Origin of the sequence: Fontibacter flavus (assembly GCF_042432905.1) — a bacterium.
In the GTDB taxonomy this organism is placed as follows: Bacteria; Bacteroidota; Bacteroidia; order Cytophagales; family Cyclobacteriaceae; genus Fontibacter; species Fontibacter flavus.
Genome location: NZ_JBHLWI010000041.1, coordinates 18,074 through 43,913, shown reverse-complemented (window position 1 = coordinate 43,913; position 25,840 = coordinate 18,074). Strand labels below are relative to the sequence as shown.

The 25,840-nt window shown below is 39.0% G+C and carries 20 protein-coding genes and 1 tRNA gene; 3 read left to right on the top strand and 18 right to left on the bottom strand.

The window, feature by feature from the left end:
- The first annotated feature begins 8 nt into the window (after window positions 1-8).
- The gene (locus ACFFIP_RS15195; RefSeq protein WP_382388548.1) at window positions 9-674 is read left to right on the top strand and encodes a 3-keto-disaccharide hydrolase; all 666 of its coding nucleotides are present in this window, start codon (window positions 9-11) and stop codon (window positions 672-674) included.
- Window positions 675-763: 89 nt separating this feature from the next.
- Here the strand turns inward: ACFFIP_RS15195 and ACFFIP_RS15190 are convergent, their stop codons facing one another.
- From ACFFIP_RS15190 to ACFFIP_RS15105, 18 genes are all read right to left on the bottom strand, one after another.
- Window positions 764-4,240: a DUF8818 domain-containing protein gene (locus tag ACFFIP_RS15190; RefSeq protein WP_382388547.1), complete on the bottom strand. Its 3,477-nt coding sequence runs from the start codon at window positions 4,238-4,240 to the stop codon at window positions 764-766.
- Between the two features lie 97 nt (window positions 4,241-4,337).
- A complete protein-coding gene (locus ACFFIP_RS15185) occupies window positions 4,338-8,030 on the bottom strand; it encodes an ATP-binding protein (RefSeq protein ID WP_382388546.1) in 3,693 nt (1,230 codons plus the stop codon).
- A gap of 54 nt (window positions 8,031-8,084) precedes the next feature.
- Window positions 8,085-8,348, bottom strand: a complete 264-nt coding sequence (locus ACFFIP_RS15180) for a CAMCR motif-containing small membrane protein (protein WP_382388545.1) — start codon at window positions 8,346-8,348, stop codon at window positions 8,085-8,087.
- 31 nt (window positions 8,349-8,379) lie between these two features.
- Window positions 8,380-8,934, bottom strand: a complete 555-nt coding sequence (locus tag ACFFIP_RS15175) for a DUF420 domain-containing protein (RefSeq protein WP_382388544.1) — start codon at window positions 8,932-8,934, stop codon at window positions 8,380-8,382.
- On the bottom strand, window positions 8,921-9,589 hold the full coding sequence (locus ACFFIP_RS15170; RefSeq protein ID WP_382388543.1) for an SCO family protein: 669 nt from the start codon (window positions 9,587-9,589) through the stop codon (window positions 8,921-8,923). Before ACFFIP_RS15170 ends, ACFFIP_RS15175 begins: the two co-directional genes overlap by 14 nt.
- Before the next feature lie 82 nt (window positions 9,590-9,671).
- On the bottom strand, window positions 9,672-10,001 hold the full coding sequence (locus ACFFIP_RS15165; protein ID WP_382388542.1) for a cytochrome C oxidase subunit IV family protein: 330 nt from the start codon (window positions 9,999-10,001) through the stop codon (window positions 9,672-9,674).
- Between the two features lie 20 nt (window positions 10,002-10,021).
- On the bottom strand, window positions 10,022-10,798 hold the full coding sequence (locus ACFFIP_RS15160) for a cytochrome c oxidase subunit 3 (protein WP_382388541.1): 777 nt from the start codon (window positions 10,796-10,798) through the stop codon (window positions 10,022-10,024).
- A 28-nt stretch (window positions 10,799-10,826) separates the two neighbouring features.
- The gene (locus ACFFIP_RS15155; protein ID WP_382388540.1) at window positions 10,827-11,408 is read right to left on the bottom strand and encodes a cytochrome c oxidase subunit 3; all 582 of its coding nucleotides are present in this window, start codon (window positions 11,406-11,408) and stop codon (window positions 10,827-10,829) included.
- Between the two features lie 4 nt (window positions 11,409-11,412).
- Complete coding sequence (cyoE, locus tag ACFFIP_RS15150) at window positions 11,413-12,315, bottom strand: heme o synthase (protein ID WP_382388539.1); 903 nt, start codon at window positions 12,313-12,315, stop codon at window positions 11,413-11,415.
- Window positions 12,312-13,394 carry a COX15/CtaA family protein gene (locus ACFFIP_RS15145; RefSeq protein ID WP_382388538.1) on the bottom strand — a complete coding sequence of 361 codons (1,083 nt, stop codon included), beginning with the start codon at window positions 13,392-13,394 and terminating at the stop codon, window positions 12,312-12,314. The genes cyoE and ACFFIP_RS15145 overlap by 4 nt, the downstream gene beginning before the upstream one ends.
- Window positions 13,375-15,264 carry a cytochrome c oxidase subunit I gene (locus ACFFIP_RS15140; RefSeq protein ID WP_382388537.1) on the bottom strand — a complete coding sequence of 630 codons (1,890 nt, stop codon included), beginning with the start codon at window positions 15,262-15,264 and terminating at the stop codon, window positions 13,375-13,377. The genes ACFFIP_RS15145 and ACFFIP_RS15140 overlap by 20 nt, the downstream gene beginning before the upstream one ends.
- Window positions 15,265-15,280: 16 nt before the next feature.
- Window positions 15,281-16,315: a cytochrome c oxidase subunit II gene (locus tag ACFFIP_RS15135; protein ID WP_382388536.1), complete on the bottom strand. Its 1,035-nt coding sequence runs from the start codon at window positions 16,313-16,315 to the stop codon at window positions 15,281-15,283.
- Between the two features lie 21 nt (window positions 16,316-16,336).
- Window positions 16,337-17,629 (bottom strand): quinol:cytochrome C oxidoreductase, encoded by a 1,293-nt coding sequence (locus ACFFIP_RS15130; protein ID WP_382388535.1) that lies wholly within the window; start codon window positions 17,627-17,629, stop codon window positions 16,337-16,339.
- A 2-nt stretch (window positions 17,630-17,631) separates the two neighbouring features.
- Window positions 17,632-18,258 carry a c-type cytochrome gene (locus ACFFIP_RS15125; protein ID WP_382388534.1) on the bottom strand — a complete coding sequence of 209 codons (627 nt, stop codon included), beginning with the start codon at window positions 18,256-18,258 and terminating at the stop codon, window positions 17,632-17,634.
- A gap of 13 nt (window positions 18,259-18,271) precedes the next feature.
- Window positions 18,272-18,802 (bottom strand): DUF3341 domain-containing protein, encoded by a 531-nt coding sequence (locus ACFFIP_RS15120; RefSeq protein ID WP_382388533.1) that lies wholly within the window; start codon window positions 18,800-18,802, stop codon window positions 18,272-18,274.
- 4 nt (window positions 18,803-18,806) lie between these two features.
- Window positions 18,807-20,171, bottom strand: a complete 1,365-nt coding sequence (gene nrfD, locus ACFFIP_RS15115; protein WP_382388532.1) for an NrfD/PsrC family molybdoenzyme membrane anchor subunit — start codon at window positions 20,169-20,171, stop codon at window positions 18,807-18,809.
- Between the two features lie 18 nt (window positions 20,172-20,189).
- Entirely contained in the window at window positions 20,190-23,264 is a 3,075-nt protein-coding gene (locus ACFFIP_RS15110; RefSeq protein WP_382388531.1) for a TAT-variant-translocated molybdopterin oxidoreductase, read from the bottom strand.
- Between the two features lie 38 nt (window positions 23,265-23,302).
- Entirely contained in the window at window positions 23,303-24,562 is a 1,260-nt protein-coding gene (locus ACFFIP_RS15105; protein WP_382388530.1) for a c-type cytochrome, read from the bottom strand.
- Between the two features lie 372 nt (window positions 24,563-24,934).
- On the opposite strand from ACFFIP_RS15105, the gene ACFFIP_RS15100 reads away from it, so the two are divergent.
- Both ACFFIP_RS15100 and ACFFIP_RS15095 read left to right on the top strand, forming a co-directional pair.
- Window positions 24,935-25,005 (top strand) — tRNA-Cys (locus ACFFIP_RS15100).
- Window positions 25,006-25,362: 357 nt separating this feature from the next.
- Window positions 25,363-25,839, top strand: coding sequence for a (2Fe-2S)-binding protein (locus ACFFIP_RS15095; RefSeq protein ID WP_382388529.1), 477 nt, complete (start codon window positions 25,363-25,365; stop codon window positions 25,837-25,839).
- Window position 25,840 lies beyond the last annotated feature (1 nt).

Here is a 25,840-nt window from a genome sequence, read left to right as displayed (position 1 = left end):
TTTAAAGTATGAAAAAACTTATCGGCCTCCTTCCCTTCCTGTATTTCATATACACAGTTTCCTTTTCCCAGAGTCTATTCAATGGTGAAAATTTAACCGGATGGTACATGGATGTGCCCGAACTGGAAAAGGAATCATCTTTAAGAAAACCATTTATCGTTCGGGAGGGCATGTTGATAAGTCTTGGAACTCCCCTTGGCCATTTAATCACTGAAAAAGAATTTGAAAACTATCGCTTGGAAGTAGAGTACCGCTTTCCGGGAGAACCGGGAAATTGCGGGGTATTGGTACATGCTTCTTCCCACAGATTTTTGTACGATATGTTTCCAAAATCCATTGAGATACAGATGATGCATGAAAATGCAGGGGATTTCTGGGTAATCGGTGAAGATATTCAGGTTCCTGATATGGAAGCCAGAAGAGGCCCTAAAGAAAACTGGGGCGTCACGGAAGGCAAAGGACGACGTATCCTCAACCTGACCGATGGCTCCGAAAAACCTTTGGGAGAATGGAACCATATGCTGATCGAATGCAGAGGAGATGAGGTCAAGGTTTGGGTAAATGGCGACCTGGTCAACCATGGTTTTAGTGCCACCGCCACCAAAGGCAAAATCGCCATTCAGGCCGAAGGCGCAGAAGTGGAGTTTAGGAAGTTAGAGTTGACAAAACTTTAACATGCCACGAAGGCACAAAGATCCGAAAAGAAAAGACCTTAGTGCCTTGGTGTCTTTGTGGCAAAAAAACAAAATTCCTTTAAGGCTTTTCAAAATAATGCCGTCACCTGCATTCTACCGATATGAACCAACCTACCCAATCCTTCAGAATTTCTTCCTTCATAGACCATATTCATCTGTAACCCTTCCCCAATCTTTTGCAGCCAATTGAGCGACCAAGTAACATTATTTCCAGTAGTTAACGCTTGTAGCATTTCGTAACCAACAGGGGTATTAATCTGTCCATTATAATCAATATTGACATATTTGAAATTAGCGTTGATGGTCGTTTTGATAGCTTTGGCATATCGGAAGTCCAAACCAAACTGATGCGACAATGCCCGTTCCTCAAACTCAGTATTGGCCACATTCATTTTGTCTGCGTACTGGTACATGACCGTCGTTCTAAAGATATTGCTGGGCTGATAGGCCAATTCAGGACCAAAGCTGTATTGATCAATGGCATAATTCCTATTGTCAAGGAAGTCTGATCCAGCAGACCTTTTTCCTGTCTGCCCGATCAAGCGCATATTCAACATGGGACTAAAACTAACCCTCGTATTCAGGCGCCAATCTTTCTGGATCAATTCCTCAAAGCCCCCTGCCAGTAATTGCTTATTCTGACTGTCAAATAAAGAAAGGTCAAATCCATATTTAGCCGAAGAGCGGTTGAAGAAAAAAGAAGACCTGATTACCTGTCTCACAGAAATAAGTTCTTCTGCCTCAAATCCTCCTATGAAAGGATTAATCCTGTCCCAAAAGTCATTAGAAGTAATCTTTTTCTCTATACTCAAACTTGTTGTGTTGGAAAATTTTTGCAAAAACTGTTTCACGCCACCTTCCTTCCTCCAGACATCCGGGAACCTCGCATTAAGGCGGTAATTAAAAATGGTGGTATAGGCCTGCACAAATTCCGCCGTGGGGACAAAAATCTTGATGAAGTTCTTCTCCTCAGGATTGACAGCTAGATAAAATTCATTCAATTGCTGGATCCCATCTTCATTGTCATCCCTCCAGGTATGGGTACCCTCACCGGTAGGAACAGGAAGGAATACAAACTCCCGGCGAAACTCCCTACCATTGCCCAAGGCATAGCTAAATTCATTCCTGATAGCACCTTTTGCCATTGTACCCAAATAATCTACCTTACCCAAAACAGTTGTCTCTTTTTCCGATTCCAACCTCAAAAACTCAAGTTCCCGGTAGGTAAAGCTAGCGCTAAGGTCATGTCCTTTGAACCTCCTTTTAAGTCCAAACATAGTCTGAAAAGCTTCTGTATCGGGCATCAACACCCCTTCTAAGGGAAACTTATCCTCACGCACAGATGCATTCAAGAAAAAAGAATAAGGCAAAGTATCATTGCTGTTGAGATAGGCCATGTGCTCCACAAAGTTCATAGCAGTACTTACCACAGAATCCGTTTCGATATTTCTGACCGCATTTCTATCCAGCATGAGTTTGTATCCCGGAACCAAAATTTTTGATCTATACTGAACATCACCGGTGTACCTGATCCAATCTGAATTGAGGTTCCGGACATCAGAATCCAATACAAATAACTCATTTTTGAGAAAAACATGTTTACCCAGTTGATGATTAAATTTAGCCGTTTGCTGGGTACCCGATTGAATAGTCCCTCTGTTACGGAAATTAAAGCGATAACTCAATTCATTATGCTGGTCCTTCATGAAACCGAAACCTGCATTGAAGATCCGCTCATGCCCTGCCTCCAGCATATCCTCTTGTGTCAAACTCCAGTCTCGGTCAAATTCTATATATCGCAATCGGTCAATGAAGCTAAAATGACTGGAGTTATATTCAAACTCCGTCAGGGCATTGAAACGATATCCTTTTAGCTTTTCTAAAGGCCTATTTTCTGACACAAAACCAGATTTAATACCGAACCCATTATTGGTGTCATTGTCTAGTTCAGAAAACAGATTTTGGTCCACACTAGAAAAAGCCATCTCTGTATAAACCTTTTCAAAATCACTGAGCTTCACCTTGGCCCCTGTAGTAAACATCTGCTTTTTATTCGGTGCTGGCAGAGGTGACAAAATGGAATAATTCCCCTGTGGCACGCCATTGATTCGGGGTCTGAATACTAACACAGGCCCATTGGCCAATTGCCGGTCTCTGACATAATCTCCGTTTCCTTGGCCCACCTCGGAAAACCCGATTGCAAAATGGGCCAGTTCAGGATCGGTTGAATATTCATAGAAAACTATGGAATTACCCAGATCGTCCACATCAATTACCCTCCTATACAATACACGGTTAGGATCAAAGGCTACCGAATCTACTCTTGGAATAGCTGCCGCATCGAGATCATTTCCGACAGATGCCAACAATCTTTTATCCGCATCGCTGAATTCAAAGAATAGCGGCCGGTTTCTATTATCCTGCTCTCTATAAAAATTCATGTAAAAAGAAAACCGATCAGTTTCCTGAATATGATTGGCTGTTAAAATTGACCGGGTAAAATTCCTTTCCGCATATTCAAAATCAATTCTTACCCTACTGTATTGGGTAATCAGCACATTGGGGGTAAAAGTAATTTCACCTTGATTATAATCAATCACATAATCGTAATTGAACCCTCTTTGCAATTGTTTGCCATCTAAAAATACCCTTTCAGAATTGGCTATAATAATCACAAAGCGCTCATTTTGTGGCCCAGGAATCCGGTATGGTCCCAGAGTCCCCTCAGTAACTTCTAAATTAATAGAGGCAAATTTACCTTTCGCCACCGATGCCGCTGCTTGGGTAGAAGCTTTCCATTTATCTCCCAATGAATAATTGGTGGTCAATTGTGCTCCTTGCACGTTTTTATAATAGCGGAGAAACTCCGACTTCCTTTGCTGCAGGACCACATCACCAGCAGCCAGATTAAAATCATCATTGAACAATTCGACAAGGACATTATCAAAATCCTGCAATTGCTGCGTATTTCCTTCTGGCTGAAAAGGCACATTTTGATCCGTAATACTAGCCCTAATATTCAGGTTGTCGGACAGTTGCCCGCTCATCTGCAAGTTCAGGGATGAGTTAACAAAAAGATTCTGTGTATTTCCAAAAGAAATACCTCTTGTAAGATTTCCTGATTTATTCAGATTCGTAGAAGGGAATAACTCTTCACGAAAGTCAAAGGCAGGGCTTGCCTTAACCCTGTTATCCTTAAAGGTAGCCATGGAGTCATAGTCTGCCATTAGCGTTCTTTTGGCAATCCGTTGGTGAAGGGCAAAAGGCAAGGTTTGATAACAAATCAATAAGGAATCGGGCAAAGTATTTTCGCCAATTTCAATGGTAATCTGACCGGAACTTAGGTCATACTTAAAGCTAAAAGCTCTTTCTTTCCCATCTGTCACCTTTATACTTTCTTCCAACACAGAAAGTGAGTCCAGTAAAAAAGGCTTTTGGGCCAAAGAGGAGGGAATGGTTTTACAATCTTCCGTTTGAGAATATACCTCATCCTGAAGCCCTGCAATCATCCAAAAAATCAGAAAAACATAGCCAAACCTTAACATAGAAATATTCAAAGCCTCTGCTAATGTAATATTTTATAGCAGAAGAAATAAAAAAGACAGGTTTGATTCATCTTTAAGAAAGACACAGGGGCTTACATCAGACCAAAGCAAACTCTAAAAAGAACGAGGTGCCTTTTCCTTCCTCTGTTTCAAACCAAATGCTGCCACCAGCTGTTTCTACTCCCCTTTTTGCGATAGCCAAACCTAAGCCAGAGCCTTCTGTTTTAGTACTGAAATTTGGAATGAAAATTTTATCCTTAAGCTCATCAGGAATTCCTTTGCCATTGTCTTTGATTTCCAATACAACACTTCTTCCCTCTTCTTTCAATATTACTTCAATTTTAGGTGATCCTTCAACTGCCTGTATGCCATTTATGATCAAGTTGGAAATCACACGGCCAAACAATTGATCATCCCCTACAACTTCAAGCTTTTCTGAGGTACTCAAATCTTCAAAAGTAATTGTTCCCTTTTCCCTATTTTTAAACAGCTCAAGTGTATCCTGAACCACTTTCCTGAAGTCCATGATTTCATTTTTGGGCAAAGGCATCTTGGCAAAAGTTGAAAAGGACGTAGCAATATCACTCAAAGTATCTACCTGATGAATGAGTGTTTCTATAGGCTTTTTCAATTTTTGAGGGTCATCAAGCTTACCTTCAGACTGCAGCCTCAAAAGATGCTGTAAAGTCAGCTTCATCGGAGTCAGAGGGTTTTTGATTTCATGGGCAACCTGCTTGGCCATTTCCCTCCAGGCAGATTCCTTTTCTGTACTGGCAAGTATATTCTTACTGGCTTCCAACTTATACAACATGTTATTGTATTCATTGACCAGCAAACCAATTTCATCCTTAACCGGCCAATACATCGGCTCATTGTTGTCCAGATCTGTGGTTTTAAGTTTCTGAGTCAACAATTTGAATGGAAAAGTCAGGTTTTTGGTCACAAAAAATGAGACAAACAAAAACATGATGAAAACCAGTACAAAAATATTGAGAATATTGCTGAGTACATCTGCAATCAACATATCCAGTTCATTTTCGGACTCGAAAAAAGGTATAGAAATAATGGCTTGGATATTCTGTCCATCAGTGGTTCGAATAGCAGAGTAAACCGCCTTATAATTAAGCTGACCAACCCTCTCTTCCAAGAGGATCAGGTTATTTTGACCTTCAACCAAGTCTACCCTTGCCTTGGGATTGATATATTTGGTCAGTATCCTTTTGTCAAAAATATTTGGTTGAGAACTTGTAAGCAGTAAACCTTTTTCAGTGTAAACATTAATCTCCAGATTAGTTGTCCCCGCAAGATTATTGACTGCTTCAAGGAATTCTTCTCGATCAACCACACCTGCCTCCTGCTTTTCCATGATAGCAGAAAGGTTGTCTTTTATCAAGGTGGCCCTTTGAAAATATTGTCGGTGAAGTTCCTCTTGATAGGAATTTGCCAAAAGACCCAAGATAATAGCAGAAATGATAAGGATTGGAAAAAAGAAAGCGAAATTCAGATACATCTGAAGCTTGGTGGCATAATTAAAATCAAAACTCTTTAATCCTTTGGAAATAGAATAAACCAGAACACTGATCAAGGTCAAAAGAATAAATGCCAAAAAGAAAAGCGAAATATCTGCTAGGATATAATAAACAGGATAAATAGATGAGGAAACGATAATGACGCTATCTTCATTTTGAACCCCTAAATGGTGATATTTTTTTCTATAAAGACCTGAAGAATACAACCCCGAAGCATCAAGCAAATCTTCAAAACCTGATGCCCTATAATTAAAAACGCCTACCGAATACTGCAATTCTCCATCTTGATAAATGGCATAATCGTAGTTTTTATCATTCAGCGTAGCCATGTAATTTTTATCCATCAAGAGCTTAGGGAAAACCGCTCCGGGAAGAATCCTTAGCTGCCTTAATTCAAGGTATACAGTACCGATAAAACTATCATCCCGATATAATGGGACAAAAGCAAAGTATTGGTTATTCCTGCTTTCCTCGTTTCCCTTAATGAAATAAAGGTCACGGACTGTAGTCGCATAATCACTTTTAACATAACTCAATCTGAGATCCTGTAAATTTACCTCATCATTCCTGACCAAAACATTGTCTCCTGAGGCGTTAAAGATTTTTATTTTCAGGGTATACTGATCAAAATAATTGGTCATATGGATTCTCCTGATCTTCCTTTCTATTGGCTCTTTGGCTTGAAAAGGGTCAATGAGAGCATTTTTGATGAAAAGATCCTCGCTGATTCTGGTCATGATATCTGATAAAAAAAACTCTGCTATCACATCATTCTCGACTAACTGCTGATTGCCAAACCTTAATTTGGATTGAAGCTGTCTTTCCAAATAAACATCATGAGCCGCAATACCCGTAATAATCGCTCCTATAAGACAGGCAAAGAAAAAAGTAAGAAACGTATTCAAGCCTAAGCGGAAGATATTTTTATGTAAGTCAAAACTGATAATTGATACCAGAAAAATAAGATGCCCCACAAAAACAATCAGGTAAATCCAATTATAAACTGCCAGCCCCAAAATAATTGGAGTAGCATATAACAATAATATCTTCAGCGCATAAGTCTTCGCATTTGTCCCTTCTTCAAGCACAAGACTTAAGCCTAAGATGGAAAATAAGATATACCCAACACCTCCAAGAAAAATAACGAACAAGCTGATGAGTTTAAAATAATCCAGAGATGGAAGGCTCAAAATATTCAGCTCCCACTGGGAGTTTGTCAATATATTGATATAAAGACCATAGAAGGCAATCAACAGAATGGATGAAACGAAGTAGACCAAAACATGAAAAAACCACCTTTTGTACTGCACTCTGATTTTATTGAATTTCTCTAAAAAAGACCCTCTCCGTATTAAGGCCAAAATCATCGTGAAAACAATCAGAAAGCAAATCACATTTACCAAAAGGTCTCCCAAGCTTGGGTTTATCCAAGAGGAAGCATACTTGCTGGAATCAAAAAGCTCATAATCAAAATAATCTTGCGGGAAACCAAAAAACAGCATAAGCCCTCTGATCGAGCCAAGAATAATACTTGTATATAAAATCGCCAGTAGCCCTTTTCCTTTCTCCCATAAAGTTTTGATGAATCCTGAACCAGAAACAACAATCAATAGTAAAAGAGAAAAGAAGAAAACCAATAAAGTCAAATTGTTGGTTTGTTCAATAGGCTGATAACCTTGTTCAAAACTAATTGAAAAGAAATATTCACCTTTACTTCCGATAATATCAATATAGTCATCCTGAGGCTCTGCGGACAAGCTAACATTATCATTCCCAAAAATGGCTTTATTGAATCCTGATTGAAGGAATTCATTTTGAATCTCACTTTTGGAAAATAGCGGATATACCTGTATCAACCAATACCCCTTATCCTTCCTTGTAAACCTTCTGACTTTAGAAAAGAAAATACCTTGCCTGTCTTCATAAAGATACTTTTGACCCTGAGAACTCACTTCATCAAAATCAGGTATGTAAGTAAAATCAGACCAATAAATCAGGTTCCCTCCTTCATCATATAAATAATAGGGATGATGAGAATTGATCGTCAATTTGGAAAAAAGCAGCTCATCATCAGGCCTATTTTGCATTAAAAGATCTATAAAATCAAGGTCAAATTCCTGATTTACCTGAACCATTTTTTGTGCAATAGGTCTGAGATATTTTTCTGAACTTTCTATTGTACTAATGAAAAAATTGATAGCTAGGAGAAATCCTATACCTAAAATAGCCAACAATAAAATAAAACGTTTTTTCTTCAGCATATCCTAGATAAAAGTAAAAAAGCAAAGTTGATAATCAAACTTTGCTTTTTTATTTCAGAATTTATCTCCTTGGAAAGTAAATTTGCCTTTCCTCTTTTTAGCATTTCTATACCATAGAAAACCTATTACGGCAGCGATCAAATATGGCATAGAAAACAAATACAATATCCCGGTATTTAGACCTGCTCCTATAGTAGTATCTCCATTACTGACATTGTTTTCAACCGACGCCCTGCACATGGCACATTGAGCGAAACCCGGAAGATCTATCAACAAAAACAGAATAAGAGCAATGATGACTTTTTTAAGAAATTCCATACTATTGAAACGGCTTTAGATTGAAATTAGTTTAATGCGTATAATATGGGCTAATCATCAGATAAACCAATACACCAGTAATGGTTACATACAACCAAATCGGAAAGGCAAATTTAACAATTTTTTTATGCTTTGTGCGCTGATCGAAATAGCCATAATAATAAGCCAGCAATATTGGGAAAAGTGCCACTGCCGCCAAAATAATATGCGTAATCAAAATGAAATAGTACACAGACCTAATCCATCCTTCACCTCCGAAAGTTGTACTTTCAGCAGAGGCATGGTAAACCACATAAGATACCAGGAAAATCGCTCCAAGGCCAAAAGCAGAAGTCATAGAAGCCCGGTGAAGGTTAATATCACCTTTCTTGATAAATATAAGGCCAAATATCAAGGCAATTGTAGCAGCAGAATTAATGACTGCGTTTAGATGGGGCAGAAAATATACCCATTCGCTTGCCAAGTCTATCTTTGAAGGCATAAACAACAATACCGCCACTACTACCGGTACGGCAATAGATATAACCGAAATCCACCTGATCACACCACGATTATCGGAATGTTGAATTGATTTATTCATTTCCATGTAAAAGAATTTTTGTTTCCAATATTAATTTATCGACATCTTCTCTATTTGTACCACTATAATAGCCCCTTATTCGGCCCAACTCATCTACCAGTACAAATTTATCACTATGCACAAAATCATCAGGCACTCCATTACCATCCAAAGTAGGAAGAATAAAACCACAACGGGCAAGGTTATATATAAGTTGTTTATCACCGGTCAAGAAAAACCATTTTCCAAGAGTAGCTCTATGTCTTTCCGCATAATCCTTCAGGACTTCCGGAGTATCATACTCAGGATCGATAGAAATAGAGAAAATCTGTACTTGGTCCTGATTTCTGAATGCATCATCCACCCTTTCCATTTCCGTAGACATGATTGGACAAATACTTGGGCAAGAGGTAAAGAAAAAGTCAACAATAGTAATTTTCCCCTTCATTTCTTCCCTACCCATTTCGATACCATCCTGGGATGTCAGCACAAAATCCGGAATATAGTGCTGTTGGTTTTCAGCCATGCTACATTCCATAAACGGATCCTCTACACCATTTTCAAACAACACAGGAATGTCATACTTGTTGTTTCCGAAAGTTTTCAGAAAAACAATAATCACTATTGGGATCAAAAGGATGCAAAGCAACACCAATCCCTGTAAAACTCTCAATCCTTTCATTCTATAATTTTATATCTAAACAAAAAAGTAGGTTGAAGTATTTCACCTCAACCTACTTTTTTTAATAAAATTCAAATATTTTTTACCACCTCAACAAGAGAATGTCCGCACCTTCTCTCATCAGTGCAATCACTAACCAAACTAAGAAGATTAATGGAACAATAATGGAATAGAAAAGTGGTTTTGCTTCTTCACCTAAGTGCATAAACTCCATCATAATATATTTAGCCTTCCAAATAGTAAGACCAATGAAAATAAGATAAAGCAATATACCTCTGTCAAGAGTAAATGCAAATACGAATTCGATTGAGGTCAAAATCAAAAGTATCAAAGCTGTTTTCCAGATTTTTTTGATTTTAGCGTTATCTCTAGGAATTACTTCTAAAGTGGTTTTATTTCCGTGTGATGCCATTATATTGATATTTTAAAGTCTTAGATCAAATAGAAGAAGGTAAATACAAATACCCAAACCAAATCCACAAAGTGCCAATATAACCCGATTTTTTCAACCATTTCATAATGACCTCTATTTTCATAAACACCTACTGCAGCTTGATAAAATGCAAGGAACAATAATACCACACCAATAGTTACGTGAAAACCATGAAAGCCTGTAATGAAGAAAAACAGTTGTGCAAAGGCAGCTGGTCCATACTCATTTATTGATAGGTTAGCACCTGTAACTGTTTCAGTCACTATTTTACCCATATTGTTCACGAATGTCAATACAGATCCTGATTCAGTGCCATGAATAAAATGGGACCATTCCCAAGCCTGACAGCTCAAGAAAGTAATACCGCCTAAAAGTGTCCAAAGCAACCATTTTACTACATCTTTTCTGTCATTTCTATGGCCTGCTTCTACCGCTAACACCATCGTAACAGAACTCATGATCAAGATGAATGTCATCAATCCGACAAAAGCCAAAGGAATATGTACGCCATGGAAAAAAGGAATGGCATCAAACACCAATTCGGGGATTGGCCAATATTCATTCGAGCCCACAAAAGTTTCTTCCGGACCTGCATAACCAGGATAACTCACCCTTATTGCAGCATAGGAAATCAAAAAGGCGGCAAATGTAAAGATATCGGAGAGCAAGAAAAACCACATCATCAGTTTTCCATAGCTGGCTTTGAGAGGCTCATTGCCTCCTCCCCAGATTCCTCTTTTAGGGCTCACGCCCACAGCAGTTGCAGTCGTTGACATATTGATTAAGTTAACAGTATTTAAATTTTTAATGATTCAATAATAGGAACATGAATAGATATAACCAAAGCCCTCCGAGAAAATGCCAATAGGTAACACACATTTCCATGACATCAATATTTTTGGAGTGAACCTTATATCTAAAGGACGAAATTAATACAATAATTAGAAATATCACACCACTGATAAGGTGTATTGCATGTAATCCTGTGAAAACATAAAGAAATGATCCGGCAGGATTGCCCACGAAATAAACATCTCTGTCAACCAAGGCCACCCAGCTATACCATTGCCCTATGAGGAATGTAATTCCCAAGAAGGTGGTAATGAACATTCCTGCCCTCACTTTAGACAACTCATCCTTTTTGGTTGACAAATAGGCAAAGTGAAGGGTAATACTACTGAGTACAATAATCCCTGAAGTATACCAAAAGATAGCTGGTAGATCAAACTCAAGCCAATTACCTTCTGCCTGTCTTACAATATAAGCACTGGTCAAAGACGCGAAGATCATCACCACCGTCACGATGAAGAGCCATAAGGCAAACTTCTTCGGATGCATGGATATGGGTTGTTCTGCACCTTCAATATAGGATAGTTTTTCTTCCATATTTTTATATCTTATCCAAAAGATAAGCAATTTGAACTATTGGTAAATAAAGGAATGATCCAAACATGATCTTCAGCGCTGATTTTCTGGAACAATCTCTCATATGAGAGAACGTTTGTGCCAAAAACAACACGCCACAGATAGTGGCCACGATACCTGAATTAATCCCTGTCAAGCCAAAATAAGTTGGCAACAACCCCAAAGGGAGAAGAAATAGGGTATAAATCATAATCTGAATAGCAGTATTCAAATCTTTTTTTCCTCCACTTGGAAGCAATTTAAACCCTGCTTTTTTATAGTCATCATCGCTTACCCATGCAATTGCCCAAAAATGAGGAAATTGCCAAATGAATTGTATCCCGAATAGAATAAGTGCCTCATGTCCAATAACACCGGTAGCAGCTGTCCAGCCTAGCAAGGGTGGCATAGCTCCTGGTATAGCGCCAACAAATACTGCAATAGGTCCAACTTTTTTAAGAGGCGTATAGACAAACACATACAAAACCATGCTCAATACCCCAAGAAAAGTAGTCAGTGGATTAGTGAAAATCCACAACAAGCTTATACCAAGAATGGCGATAATACCTGTAAACCAATAGGCTTCAGAAAGTGATATGATATTTAAAGGTAAAGGACGATTTTGGGTCCTTTTCATTAATTTATCTATGTCTCTTTCCCAAATTTCATTTGCAGCACCTGATGCACCAGTGATAAGAAAACCTCCTAATGCTAGCGCAAAGAATTTACCCCAGGAAAAGAAAGTACCCGAATCACCAAGAATAAATCCAAATGCCGCAGAAAAAGTAACCAGAGCAGAAAGTCTGAACTTGATCAATTCGTAATAAGCCTTGGCTCTTAAAGCCAAGAAATCAAGAAAGGATTGTTCTGAAATATTAATAGTTCTCATGAACCGGATTTTTCAATTTTTAAAGCTTTTTGGTCATTCAATTGCATCAATAGAACAAACTGAACACCAATAATCAATGAACCAACAAGAAGATGAATAGGCTGTAAGTAAGCAGGAATTCCAAAGTAGGCCATTCCAATACCACTCGCAATTTCAATACCTATCAAGAACATTAGGAATTGAGACCACTTGAAGACACTTACTTTCCTCAGAGAATACTTATATATTTTATAGAGAAAAAGGATATGCACAGCCAACAGCACAATAGAGTACGATCTATGAATCAGAAATTCCATACCCAATACATCAATCCATTGATCTCTCATCATATTTCCAAAGGAAAAGGCTATTGCATCAATTTCTTCCCTAACCTGAGTACCCAATACAATTTGAATCAGCATCAAAACAAAACCAACAACAAGTATAAGAAATAACCTATTTGGCTTTTCTGTTTTAAACTTAACTGGATAGGCTAACCTGTAGGAACGATAATGAACATACAAAAGAAGGCAAACTATAAGAAGTGCCAACATCATATGCAAGGTAATCATCCATGGAAGCAAGTTGGTAGAGACCACTATAGATCCTATCCATCCTTGGAACATAACGAGCAAAAGGTTGAAAACAGAAAGTGAAGTTATTGTTTTATCCAGTGACCAAAGCTTTAAAGACCTAATCAAAGTCAACAAGACTAGGATACCAATAGCTGCTCCAATCAACCTATTCACATATTCTATCCAGGTTTTAACAGCGTTAAACTCCTCCTCAATCAGAATGCTTTTATCATTTCTGATTTCTTCAGCTTTTTTGGAGAAACCGAGCTTTTCTAATTGCAGGATGAACCTGTCATTCTTCTCAACCCTTTTGGCTAAGTATATGTCCTGATAATCATTTGGGAGCTGATCCACACTTGTTGGTGGAACCCAGCTCCCAAAGCATTTTGGCCAGTCGGGACATCCCATACCGCTTCCGGTACTTCTAACTACCCCTCCGACTAATATCAGAAAATAAACAGCTATCACAGTGATCAAACTGATCCTGCGAAAGCTGCTTATATCATTAAGATTCTTTTGATTCATTAGCTACTAAATCAGCCTCTTCATCAGCGATAATTTCTCTTTCCAACTTCACTAATTCCTGCTCATGCGGAAGGTTTGATTCTGGAGTAGCAGACAAAGGTACTGTCTGAGGAATGAAATCTTCCTTAGCACCGGGCTTAGAGTAATCGTAAGGCCATCTGTAAACAGCTGGAATTTCTCCTGGCCAGTTACCATGTCCAGGGTGCAATGGAGTCGTCCATTCTAAAGTATTTGATCTCCATGGATTCAGGTTAGCAACCCTACCTCTATACATGGAATAGAAGAAGTTGAACAAGAAAATAAACTGAGCAGCAAAAGTAATGATTGCCGCAGCAGATACAAACATGTTCAAATCTGTGTACATATTAGAGAATTCAAAACCTGTCCAAGAATAATATCTTCTAGGGAATCCAGCTATACCGATGTAATGCATTGGAAAGAAAACCATGTAAACACCTACAAAAGTCAACCAGAAATGAATGTAACCTAGTCGGGCATCAAGCATTCTTCCGAACATTTTAGGGAACCAGTGGTAAACACCCGCCATCAATCCAAAGAATGAAGCAGAACCCATCACCAAGTGAAAGTGGGCCACAACGAAGTAAGTATCGTGCAACTGAATATCAATTGCAGAGTTCCCTAAGAAAATACCTGTCAAACCTCCAGAGATAAAGAAGGAAACCAATCCTATTGAGAACAACATAGCAGGGGTAAAGATCAAATTACCTCTCCATAATGTAGTCAAATAATTGAAGACTTTAACAGCAGAAGGAATAGCAATAATCAAAGTCAGGAACATGAAAATAGATCCCAAGAATGGATTCATACCGGACACAAACATGTGGTGGGCCCATACTACAAATGATAGGATGGTGATACCCAACATGGAAATGATCATCGCTTTATAACCGAAAATCGGTTTCCTTGAATTGGTTGCAATTACCTCAGAAGTGATACCAAGTGCTGGCAACAAAACAATGTATACTTCTGGGTGACCAAGGAACCAAAACAAGTGCTGATACAAAACAGGACTACCACCTGTATTTGGTAAGGCTTCTCCACCGATATAAATGTCTGATAGGTAGAAACTAGTACCAAAACTTCTATCAAAAACCAATAATAATGCAGCAGAGAACAATACAGGGAAAGACAATAATCCAATTACTGCAGTCAAAAAGAATGACCAAACAGTAAGCGGAAGTCTTGAAAATGACATCCCTTTAGTTCTTAAATTGATAACAGTCGTGATATAGTTAATCCCTCCCAAGAGCTGAGAAGCGATAAAGAATACCATGGCTACCAACCACAAAGTCATACCTAATCCAGAACCTGGCATAGCCTGTTCTAAAGCAGATAAAGGAGGATAAACTACCCATCCACCTGAGGCAGGTCCTGTTTCAATAAACAAGGAAATGAACATAATCAAACCGGAAACAAAGAAGAACCAGTAAGAAAGCATGTTCATAAATCCTGAAGCCATGTCTCTAGCACCAATTTGAAGCGGAATCAAGTAGTTAGAGAAAGTCCCACTAAGACCAGCAGTCAATACAAAGAATACCATGATGGTACCATGCATGGTCACTAAAGCAAGGTAAAATTCAGGATCAAGTTTCCCTTCCTCAGTAATCCAACCACCAAGAATTGGTCTCAGCCATTCAAGGTCCATTTCTGGAAAGCCTAACTGAAGTCTGAAAATAAGAGATAATAAACCACCAATGATTGCCCAAAAGATACCGGTAACAAGAAACTGTTTACCGATCATTTTGTGGTCAGTCGTAAAGATATATTTGGTGATAAAATTATCGTGGTGTTCATGATCATGATGATCATGAGCGGTAGCACTGTGTGTAGCTGTATGAGCTGTTGCCATATTAATGATAATTTAATTACTTATACTCACTGATTGTAATATCAGCTAATTCTTTAAGTTCTGCAGGAAGATCTGCAACCAAAGCCGGATTATTCACTATATATGGCTTTTGTTCAGCTAACCATTTCCTGTACTCTCCAGGCTCAACTACCCTGATTTCCTTTCTCATACTAAAATGCCCTCTTCCACATATTTCAGTACAGGCAATTTCATATACGAATTCAGGATCATTAAGCTCTGCCCTCATTTCTTCAGTTGTCTTAGTAGGTGTAAACCAAAACCTTGTAGGCATTCCTGGTACAGCATCCATTTTTAACCTCATATGTGGCGCAAAAACTGAATGAAGTACATCTCTTGCTCTGATTTTAAATAAAACAGGCTCACCTTTAGGAATCATCACGATTGGAGATGTGAAATCATCCAAAGCATTTTTATCAGAAAAATCAACACCTGAAACATTAGAAGCATTGATTAAACGATAATCGTGCTCACCAAGGACATTGTCCAATCCAGGATACCTAACTTCCCAAGCAAACTGGTAACCTAAGATCTCAACAACATGTGCGTTTTCCGGCGCAGGTTTGGTAATATCAGACCAAGCTCTCCAACCGCCAATCACAAGAAGTGCTAAGACAATTGCAGGAACTGTGGTCCAGATAACTTCAAGCTTATTGTTATCAGGATAGAAAGAAGCTTTTCTATTTTCTTTGTACTGATATTTGTAGGGGAACCAGAAAAGCAAGATATGCGTGATAATGAATACAATACCAGTAACGGCCATGGTGATCCAAAATAACTGATCTGTTATCACACCATGTTCTGATCCTACTGGAAGATTGTAATTATCAAACTCTTTGATAGAATACCAAAACATCAAACCTCCAGCTCCTACAAGGAAGAGAATGAATAATATGGCATTTACTTTGTTGCTTCCAGTGGCGATTTTTTTATCACTACCCTTTACAACAGAAACTAAAGTCTGTATCCTGTACACCATCCAAATGATGGATAATAACAACAGAATACCAACAGCAATAAGGAATCCGTACATAATGTTTACTTTTTCGGATAATTAAATATGATGATGATAACTTTCTTCCAACATAGGATGATTCTTTGCAACTAGTGGCTTTTTAGCCAAAGCTCCTAACACTACAAGTGTGAACGCAGAACCATAAACCAATAACATACCTACTTCCATTAGACCAAACCCACCATTGTGGCCTAAAGTGCCCGGTTGAACCATTAAGAAGAAATCAAACCAGTGTCCTAGTATAATTAAGGAACAGATAACTTTAAGGAAGATAGCATGTCTTTTTGCATCCCTAGTCATTAAAACCAAGAAAGGTAAGAAGAAGTTTAAAACTAGGTTTACAAAAATGAACGGGCTATACACATCACTTTGCATTCTCTCTACAAAGTAAACTGACTCCTCAGGAATGTTTGCATAATAGATCAAAAGGAACTGAGAAAACCAGATATAGGTCCAGAAAATAGAGAATGCAAATACGAATTTACCAAGGTCATGAACGTGATTCTCATTAACCATTTCCAAATATCCTCTTTCTCTTAGGAAAACAACAATAAGTGTTATCGCAGATAATCCGGCAACAAACCAAGATGCAAAAACATACCAACCAAACATAGTGGAGAACCAGTGTGTGTCAATAGACATCACCCAATCCCAAGCAGCTATAGAAGAAGAAACCGCAAAGAAAATAATAAACAAGGCGGACCAAGTTCTAGTTTTTCTCCAATAATCAGTACCACCATGAATATCCTCTTCGAATGCTAAAGTTTTCAGTTTATTGAAAAAGAAAACCCAGAAACCAAAGAAAGCAACCATTCTGATGATATAGAAAATAGGAAATGTTCCTTTTTCCATTGGCCAGTAAAAGAATGAACCTTTACCATCTATAATTTTATCATAATGATCGCCATCTTTATCGAACAAGTCACTGTGAGTCCAGTGGAACAAATCATGACTAGCTACGAAGAAAGTCACAATCATTAGAATAGCAGCAATAGGTAACCAGCTACCAAAAGAAAGCGGGATTCTCAAAATACCGGCAGACCAACCTGCTTGAGCAGCATATTGGAGAGCAAAGAAGAATACACCAATAATAGCTATCCCTGTAAAATAAACGTTATTGATCCAAATATTGGCAAATAACCTCTGATACCAATGAAATTCATGGCCTCCTGCTTCATGGGCATGGTCATGACCTCCGCCCATCATAGCGGAAATGATACCAATAGCTAGGACAACCGCTCCAATAACTAAAACGGTCATAATTGATTTTTTCAGCGCAGCTGTAAAATCAAACTTTTGGTCCAAATTAAAATTCGTAGTACTGTGCGCCATGATTATTGTTTCTGAATTTCTTGTTTAACATAGTGAACAATTTTCCAAATTCTGTCTTGAGGAATCTGAGAACCATGAGCCCCCATTCTTCCCTTACCTTTCATGATGACATGGAAAATATGTCCTTCCGGAAGATTGATATAAGCACCACCCTTAAGGTTGGCTACACCACCAATCACTTCACCAGCTTTTCCATCTCCTTCACCACCTGTACCATGACAAGCAGAACAATATTGGTTAAATAAAATTTTACCCTCTGCCAAAACCTGATCGTTCAACTCAATAGGGTTTTCAATTTTCGCAGCTTCTTCAAGTTCGAAAGCTTTCAACCTGTAAGGTAAAGAGCCATCTTTAGTTCTTGGAACTGTATTGGCAACAGGCTCTCTCATGTTCATTCTGTGGGGATTATTCACATTACTGTTGAAAAATTCACCTTTACCATCTTCACGTGATGAAAGCCAAGAACCTTCATCTTCATTCACAATCTGAGTTAAAGGTTCGTAAGCAACAGAGTTGTACATCTGAGGAGCATATTCATAACCAGGATTATCTCCTGAAGCACCACAGGACACCAAGCCTGAAGCCAGTCCTGCAAATGCCAATGCGTATATAGAATGTGTAATTTTCATGACAACTATTTACCTATTCAAAACTTTTTTTATTGACCTCTGTAGCACCTGAACTTTTCAATACTTCAGAAATCTTATCCAATCCTAAACCAGCATTGTTTGCAATATCAATAGCCATTACATGCTTATCGTCTGTAATTCTAAGATCGAAAATTCTAGGTTGTCCCCATGGTTTCAAATTACTTGAAATCATAAAAACTCCTACCATACCGAATGCTGCCAAAAGAACTGTTAATTCAAAGGTTACTGGAATAAAATCAGGGAAAGCCGCATGGTCTTTACCGCCAATAATCATAGGCCAGTCAAACTTCATCATATAAAATTGCATGGTTAAGGCTAAAGTTGTACCTAGCAAACCAAACAAGAAAGCTGCAATAGGCAATTTACTTCTTTTATATCCAAGTACATCATCTAAGCCATGCACAGGAAAGGGAGAATACACTTCGTGGATTTTCACACCACTTTCTCTCACTTTGGTTACCGCATCTAATAACACATCCTCATCGTCATACACACCGAGGATAAAATTCTTATCTCTTTCCATGCTTTTATTTATTTACTTTTTCAGATGAAGATTTCACAATAGATTTAACCTCAGCCATATTGATTACAGGGAAGAATTTTGCAAACAACAAGAACAAGGTGAAGAACAACCCGAAGGTAAACAGATACACACCCACATCAGAAAGGGTCGGATAGAACATCGCCCATGATGATGGAAGGAAGTCCCTGTGCAATGAGGTTACAATGATCACAAAACGCTCGAACCACATACCGATATTCACCACTAAGGATAAAATGAAGGTAGCAATGATTGAGGTTCTGATTTTCTTGATCCAGAATAACTGAGGAGAGATTACGTTACAAGTCATCATTGACCAGTAAGCCCACCAATAAGGACCAAATGCTCTGTTAACAAAAGCATACTGTTCTGCAGCAACACCAGAGTACCAAGCAATAAAGAACTCAGTGATATAAGCAATACCTACAATTGAACCAGTGATGATGATTACAATATTCATCAATTCAATGTGCCCGAGAGTAATGTAATCTTCCAGCTTGAAAACTTTTCTGGTGATGATCATCAGCGTCAATACCATCGCAAACCCAGAGAAGATCGCACCAGCAACGAAATATGGAGGGAAAATGGTGGTATGCCATCCAGGGATTACTGAAGTTGCAAAGTCAAAGGAAACGATTGTGTGTACAGAAAGTACTAGAGGGGTAGCCAAACCAGCAAGGATTAAAGCTACAGACTCATATCTGCTCCATGTCTTTGCAGCACCGTCCCATCCAAATGCCAAGGCACCATAGATGGACTTTCTTATTCCTGTTGCTCTGTCTCTAATAGTGGCAAAATCAGGAATCAAGCCAATATACCAGAAAACCAAAGAAACTGAGAAATAAGTAGAGATCGCAAAAACGTCCCAAAGAAGCGGTGAGTTAAAGTTAACCCATAAAGAACCAAATGTGTTAGGCAATGGTAGCGCCCAATAAGCACCCAACCATGGACGTCCCATGTGTATTACCGGGAACATCGCAGCACAGATAACAGCGAAGATCGTCATCGCCTCTGCAGCTCTGTTGATTGCCATTCTCCATTTCTGTCTGAACAATAAAAGTACTGCTGAGATCAACGTACCGGCGTGACCAATACCGACCCACCACACGAAGTTGGTGATGTCCCATGCCCAACCAATAGTCTTGTTGAGCCCCCACATACCGATACCTTCCCAAAGAGTTGCCCATAGTGCAATGAAACCTAAAGCCAATGCACCTACGGCTACCAAAAGGCCAAGAAGCCAGCCCATAGTTGGCTTACCCTCTACCTGTCTGGAGATATCATGGGTGACGTCTTTTAGGGTTTTACCGCCCGTTATTAGCGGCTCGCGTACGGATGAAGTAACCTGCATATCTTATAAAATTATTAATTACGCTTCTGATTTATCCTTATTTCTGATTTTGGTGAAATACCAAACGTTTGGACTCACGTTGATTTCCTCCAATACATGGTAAGCTCTTTCTTCATTTACTTCTTTGATCGCTGAAGTAGTATCTTCCTGAATTTTGAGCATTTGAGTGATCTTACTGTTAGGATCATTCATATCACCGAATACAATTGCATTGGTAGGACAAGCAGTCGCACAAGCAGTGTTGATGTCTCCATCCTGAACCTTTCTGCCTTCTTTCTTAGCAGTCAGTTTACCAGCTTGGATTCTCTGAACACACATAGAGCATTTTTCTATGACTCCTCTCGCTCTTACCGTTACATCCGGATTCAATACCATTTTACCCAAGTCATCATTTTGAGCCATATTAACAGACGCAAAATCCTTGTTATCATGATATTTGAACCAGTTGAACCTTCTTACTTTATAAGGGCAGTTGTTTGCACAATATCTTGTACCGATACATCTGTTATAAGTCATTTGGTTAAGACCCTCGGAAGAGTGTGTTGTAGCAGCTACAGGGCATACAGTCTCACAAGGAGCGTTGTTACAGTGCTGACACATCATCGGCTGGAAAGTAACTTCTGGATTATCAGCAGCCATTTCAAGTTCTTTATTGGAGCTTGCTCCCTCTGGAGAACTGTAATAGCGGTCAATTCTGATCCAAGCCATCTCTCTTCTATTGAGAACCTCTTGCTTACCCACAACAGCTACGTTGTTTTCAACTTGACAGGCAACGGTACAAGCACCACAACCAATACAAGAGTTCATGTCAATCGCAAGACCCCAGTGATGTTGGCTATATTGATGACCTTTCCACAATGAAATTTTAGATGGTTTTACAAATTCACCTTCTTTGTAAATCTGTGGTCTGTATCTTCCTGCAGAAGCATCTTCTTTGTATTCCCCTAAGGTAGCTTCCTGGATGACAAACTCACGTCCCATATAGGTCTGATGAGTTTGCGTTTGAGCAATTTTGTATGTATCAGAAGTAAGTTCAATACTTACACCTTCTGTCACGTCGTAATTTACGAATCCTTTAGAGCTATCTAACAATTCGTAAGCATTAACACCTACACCATTAGCTACCCTACCGGCTTTAGTTCGGCCATAACCAAGAGCCAAACCAACTGTTTCGTTAGCCTGTCCAGGCTGAACCAAAACTGGAACGATCAAGGATTTATCACCTACTGTGATTTTGGCTTTCTGAGTTGCACCTTCAAACATTTTAAGACCATTATCATTGGCCCATTTTTGAGATACAGTTAAATAGTTATCCCAAGTAGCTTTTGAAATAGGATCGGACATTTCATGCAACCAAGGGTTGTTAGAATACGCTCCAGTTCCAATACCAACTTTAGTATAAACTACCAATTCAACAGCAGAACTTTCTGCTTTATAGCTTTTTCCAATAGCAGCTGCAGCCGAAGCTACATCAGCTGAACCTACTACTGGGGTAGACTCACCTGTTAGGGAATAAACTCCATTGAACAAAGATCTATCCCAGAATTCTTGGAAATTGCTGATTTCGGATTGAGTACCGAATAGGCTTGCGTTCCAGTTCTCCTGTAGGAAATCGTAATAATTTGTTGTATTTCCAGCCCAAATCAAGAAGGATTCCTGTGCTTGTCTGGTGTCAAACAAAGGAGAAATAGTAGGTTGAGACAAACTGTACTCTCCTTTTCTTGGATTAAAATCATTCCAAGATTCTAAGTAATGATGATCTGGGGCAGCGTACTGTACCAAAGAAGATGTTTCATCCATGGTCAAGTTAGTTGCCAAAGAGAATTTAGCTTTAGCTATACCCTCAGCAAGTTCGGCACCTTTAGCAAAATCATAAACTGGATTACAGTTGTAGAATACAACTCCTCCAACTCTTCCAGCTTTCAAATCAGCAACAAACTGATTCATTTTGGCATCATCACCTTTTCTGAAGTGAGATGGCTTTGAAAAGTCTACTGTAGCGCCATTGTTTTCAAGCAAATCATTGATGGCATTGATCACCACTTGGACATTTGGATCGTTTGATCCTGAAACAACAATAGATTTTCCTCTGTTTGCCCAAAGTTCTTTAGCCGCTTTGTCAAGGTATGTTACTTCAACAGCAGCTCCCGAAACAGTAGAAGCACCAGCTTGTTTTGCAATTGCGTTATATAATGCCAAAATAGCTAAACCACTCTGAGAAGGTTTGATAGGTGTTCTGTAATCAGCATTTGCACCTGTCAAAGAAAGGTTGGATTCAAACTGAAAATGTCTGGACATGACAGGCTTCTCTTTGGTGATTTTTCTGCCTTGTCCGTATTGTTTTGCAAATTCAATTGGAGAGATCCATGTCCCTAAAAAGTCAGCACCAAAGCTAACGATAACGTTTGCTTTGGAGAAATCATACGTTGGAAGCATGGCTGTACCGTAAGTAAGCTCTGCTGCCTTCGTGATACCATAGGTAGAAGATGGATCGTAAGTAACAATTTCAGCACCACCAAAAACCTCAGCGAATTGCGCTAATGCTTTTTCCGTAGATGGGGATAAAATGGTGTTGGTCACAATCTTAACCGAACCCGCAGATGCCAACTTAGACTTCACTTCAGCATCTAAGGTTGCCCAATCAGACTTTTCTCCATTGATATGAGGACCGGCTAATCTTTGTTTATCATAAAGGGAAAGTACAGAAGCCTCCACGATAGCATTTGTTCCACCTTTTGTGATTGGTGAAAGCTCATTACCATCGATTTTGATAGGTCTACCTTCTCTAGTTTTTACCACGATAGATGCATAATCACCCCCTGAGGCAAAAGTAGATGCATAATAATTAGGAATTGAAGGGTTGATGTCAACTGGTTTGTTGACATAAGGAATAGCCTTTCTTACTGGAGCCTCACAAGCCGCCAAGGAAGCAGCTGCCAAACTAAAGCCCATTAATTTAAGGAAGTCCCTTCTGGAGGAACCATCAAGGTTTGATGGACCCTCAGGAAACTCTCTTTCAGCATTTTTAACAAACGTCTCATCGTTTGTCAGTTCTTCTAACCCTTTCCAATAGGTCTTTTTATTTTCTTTCATTGTATATTCAAGAAAAGTAAGTTCTGAATTGATTTAAATTAATAGTGGCACTTAGCACATTCCAAACCACCGATGTCTTTCACTTTCAAAGCATCTTTGGAACCGCTGTGTAATTGCACCAATTTATCATAGTATTCGTTGCCCTGTGATTTGATATCAGTCTGTCTGTGACAGTCGATACACCATCCCATAGTCAATGAACTATGCTGATAAACAACTTCCATCTCTTCGATTGGTCCATGACATGTCTGACATTCTACACCACCTACAGCTACGTGCTGCGCATGGTTGAAATAAGAAAGGTCCGGAAGGTTGTGAACTCTTACCCATTCAATAGGTTGATTATTATCAACAGCTGCATAAATTTTGGCAATTTCCGGAGAAATGCCCTCCTGACCACCTACATTTTGAATGTGGGCATGACAGTTCATACAAATATTGGCAGAAGGAATATTGGCTGACTTACCCAGTTCAACGCCAGTGTGGCAATACTGACATTCGATCTCATATTGTCCAGCGTGGAGTTGATGAGAAAATGCAATAGGCTGCTTAGGCGCATAACCTTGTTGAACACCTACAGTGTAAAGCTCGTCTATGGCTGTTTTAGCTACCAGGGCAATTACCAGAGTGGTAATAATAATGACAAAAGCATCAGATCTGAATAATTTCTTGAAATCTGATTTCTGATTGATGAACTCTTCATCTTCGGCATCAAGTTGTTGATTTTTCAGGTATTTGGTCAGGATAGAAATAATCAATCCCAACACGATTAATATCAACAATAAAACCAAAACCAGAACACCGAGAATAATGGTCAAGTATTCACTTGGAATACCGGCGCCTCCACCTGCTACCTGAGCTCCGTCACCGGTTGCTGCCGCAGCCGCAGGATCAGCTTTATCCCCATACTCGATGTAAGCCAATAAGTTCATCACATCATCATCTGATAGGAACTCATGGTTTGGCATTACGAGTTGGTTGAATTCATTGTAAATACCGACAGCATCTGCATCACCGGATGCAATTAACGCTTGTGAGTTACGGATGAATTTCTTAGCCCAGTCAATAGAACGACGGTCTGTAAGTCCTCTTAATGCTGGACCTACAGCCTTTCGGTCTAATTGGTGGCAAGTTTTACAATTGGCATTGAAAACTGACTTTCCAGCCGAAATTGCTTCTTCGCTGTCAGAAACCTCGGGATTAGCCGCGTAGACCTGTGTTCCTAATAGTAGGAAGAACAGCATCGCCAGGGTGCTTAACCTCAAAGGAACACTTGTTAATGAGCGCTTGATCGACATATTTATTACTTATTAAACAGTTTGGTGCAAGTTTTTAATAAACACTGCAAATGTACTACCCCGATTCTATTTTTCAAACTTAACACAAACTCAAACAAGTATTGAAAAAAAAGAGATACGACAATAATAATACACTGATTTTAAATCATTTACATCAGGTTCTAAGAGTTTAAAATCAATTTAGAATCATTATAAATAAAATAATCTTCGGATATTCTGCGCTATGTCAAGACCTGACTGGATTGTCTCCTCACATTGGAATAAATATTATTGATGGTTTTTATAAATTACTCTGATTGTTTAAAGATAATTTTTAGTCTATCTTTTGTAAAAAAGATCAGAATTTCTACATTTGCATTCCGATTCAGACAGGGTCGCGTGGCCGAGCGGCTAGGCAGAGGTCTGCAAAACCTTGTACAGCGGTTCGAATCCGCTCGCGACCTCCTTATAAGCATCTTCACAAGAGATGCTTTTTTTATTTAAAGCAAACCTATGAAAGCGGTTAGATCCCGCCTGACATAGCCAAGCTGACAGGCCTGGCATGCTCCAGCAGAAAAACCTACTTTGGATGCACAGAAGACAGGCCCGCTTAAGAAGCTCCCTAACTAACAGGTCCAATGGAGCCTTAAAAAAGTAGCCTTAGGACATGCTTTATTAATCTAAATGTTACTGTATTTTGACATATATGTCTTAGTTTCCGGATACCTTAATTTAATCTTCAAATTGCATTCGTAAACTCCTTCTGATTGGAATTCGCATTGAAATTTATTAGCTTATAGATTCAACATTTTTCTTTCACGATGATGAAGAAGATAGAATTAGAAGTTAATGGCAGGAAAAAAACAGTAGAAGTTGATCCCGAGGAGCCTTTACTTTATGTGTTAAGAGAAGACTTTGGGCTCAATGGGCCCAAATTCGGATGTGGTCTTCACCAATGTGGCGCCTGTATGGTGATGATAGAAGGGACTGCTACCTATACCTGCAGAATCCCCTCGGGCCAATTTGAAGGACAAAAAATAGAAACGATCGAAAATTTGTCCATCAATGACAACAAACTTCATCCTTTACAACAATCTTTTTTTGAAGAACAGGCAGCCCAATGTGGCTATTGTGTGAACGGCATGTTGATTGCCGCCCTCGATCTTCTCAGAAAAAACAAAAATCCCACAGAGTCGGAAATCAGAGAAGCGCTACACAAAATCATTTGCAGATGCGGTACACATAGTCGGTTTATCAAAGCAGTAAAGAAAGCAGCAGCAAATTCCTCAAACTTATAAG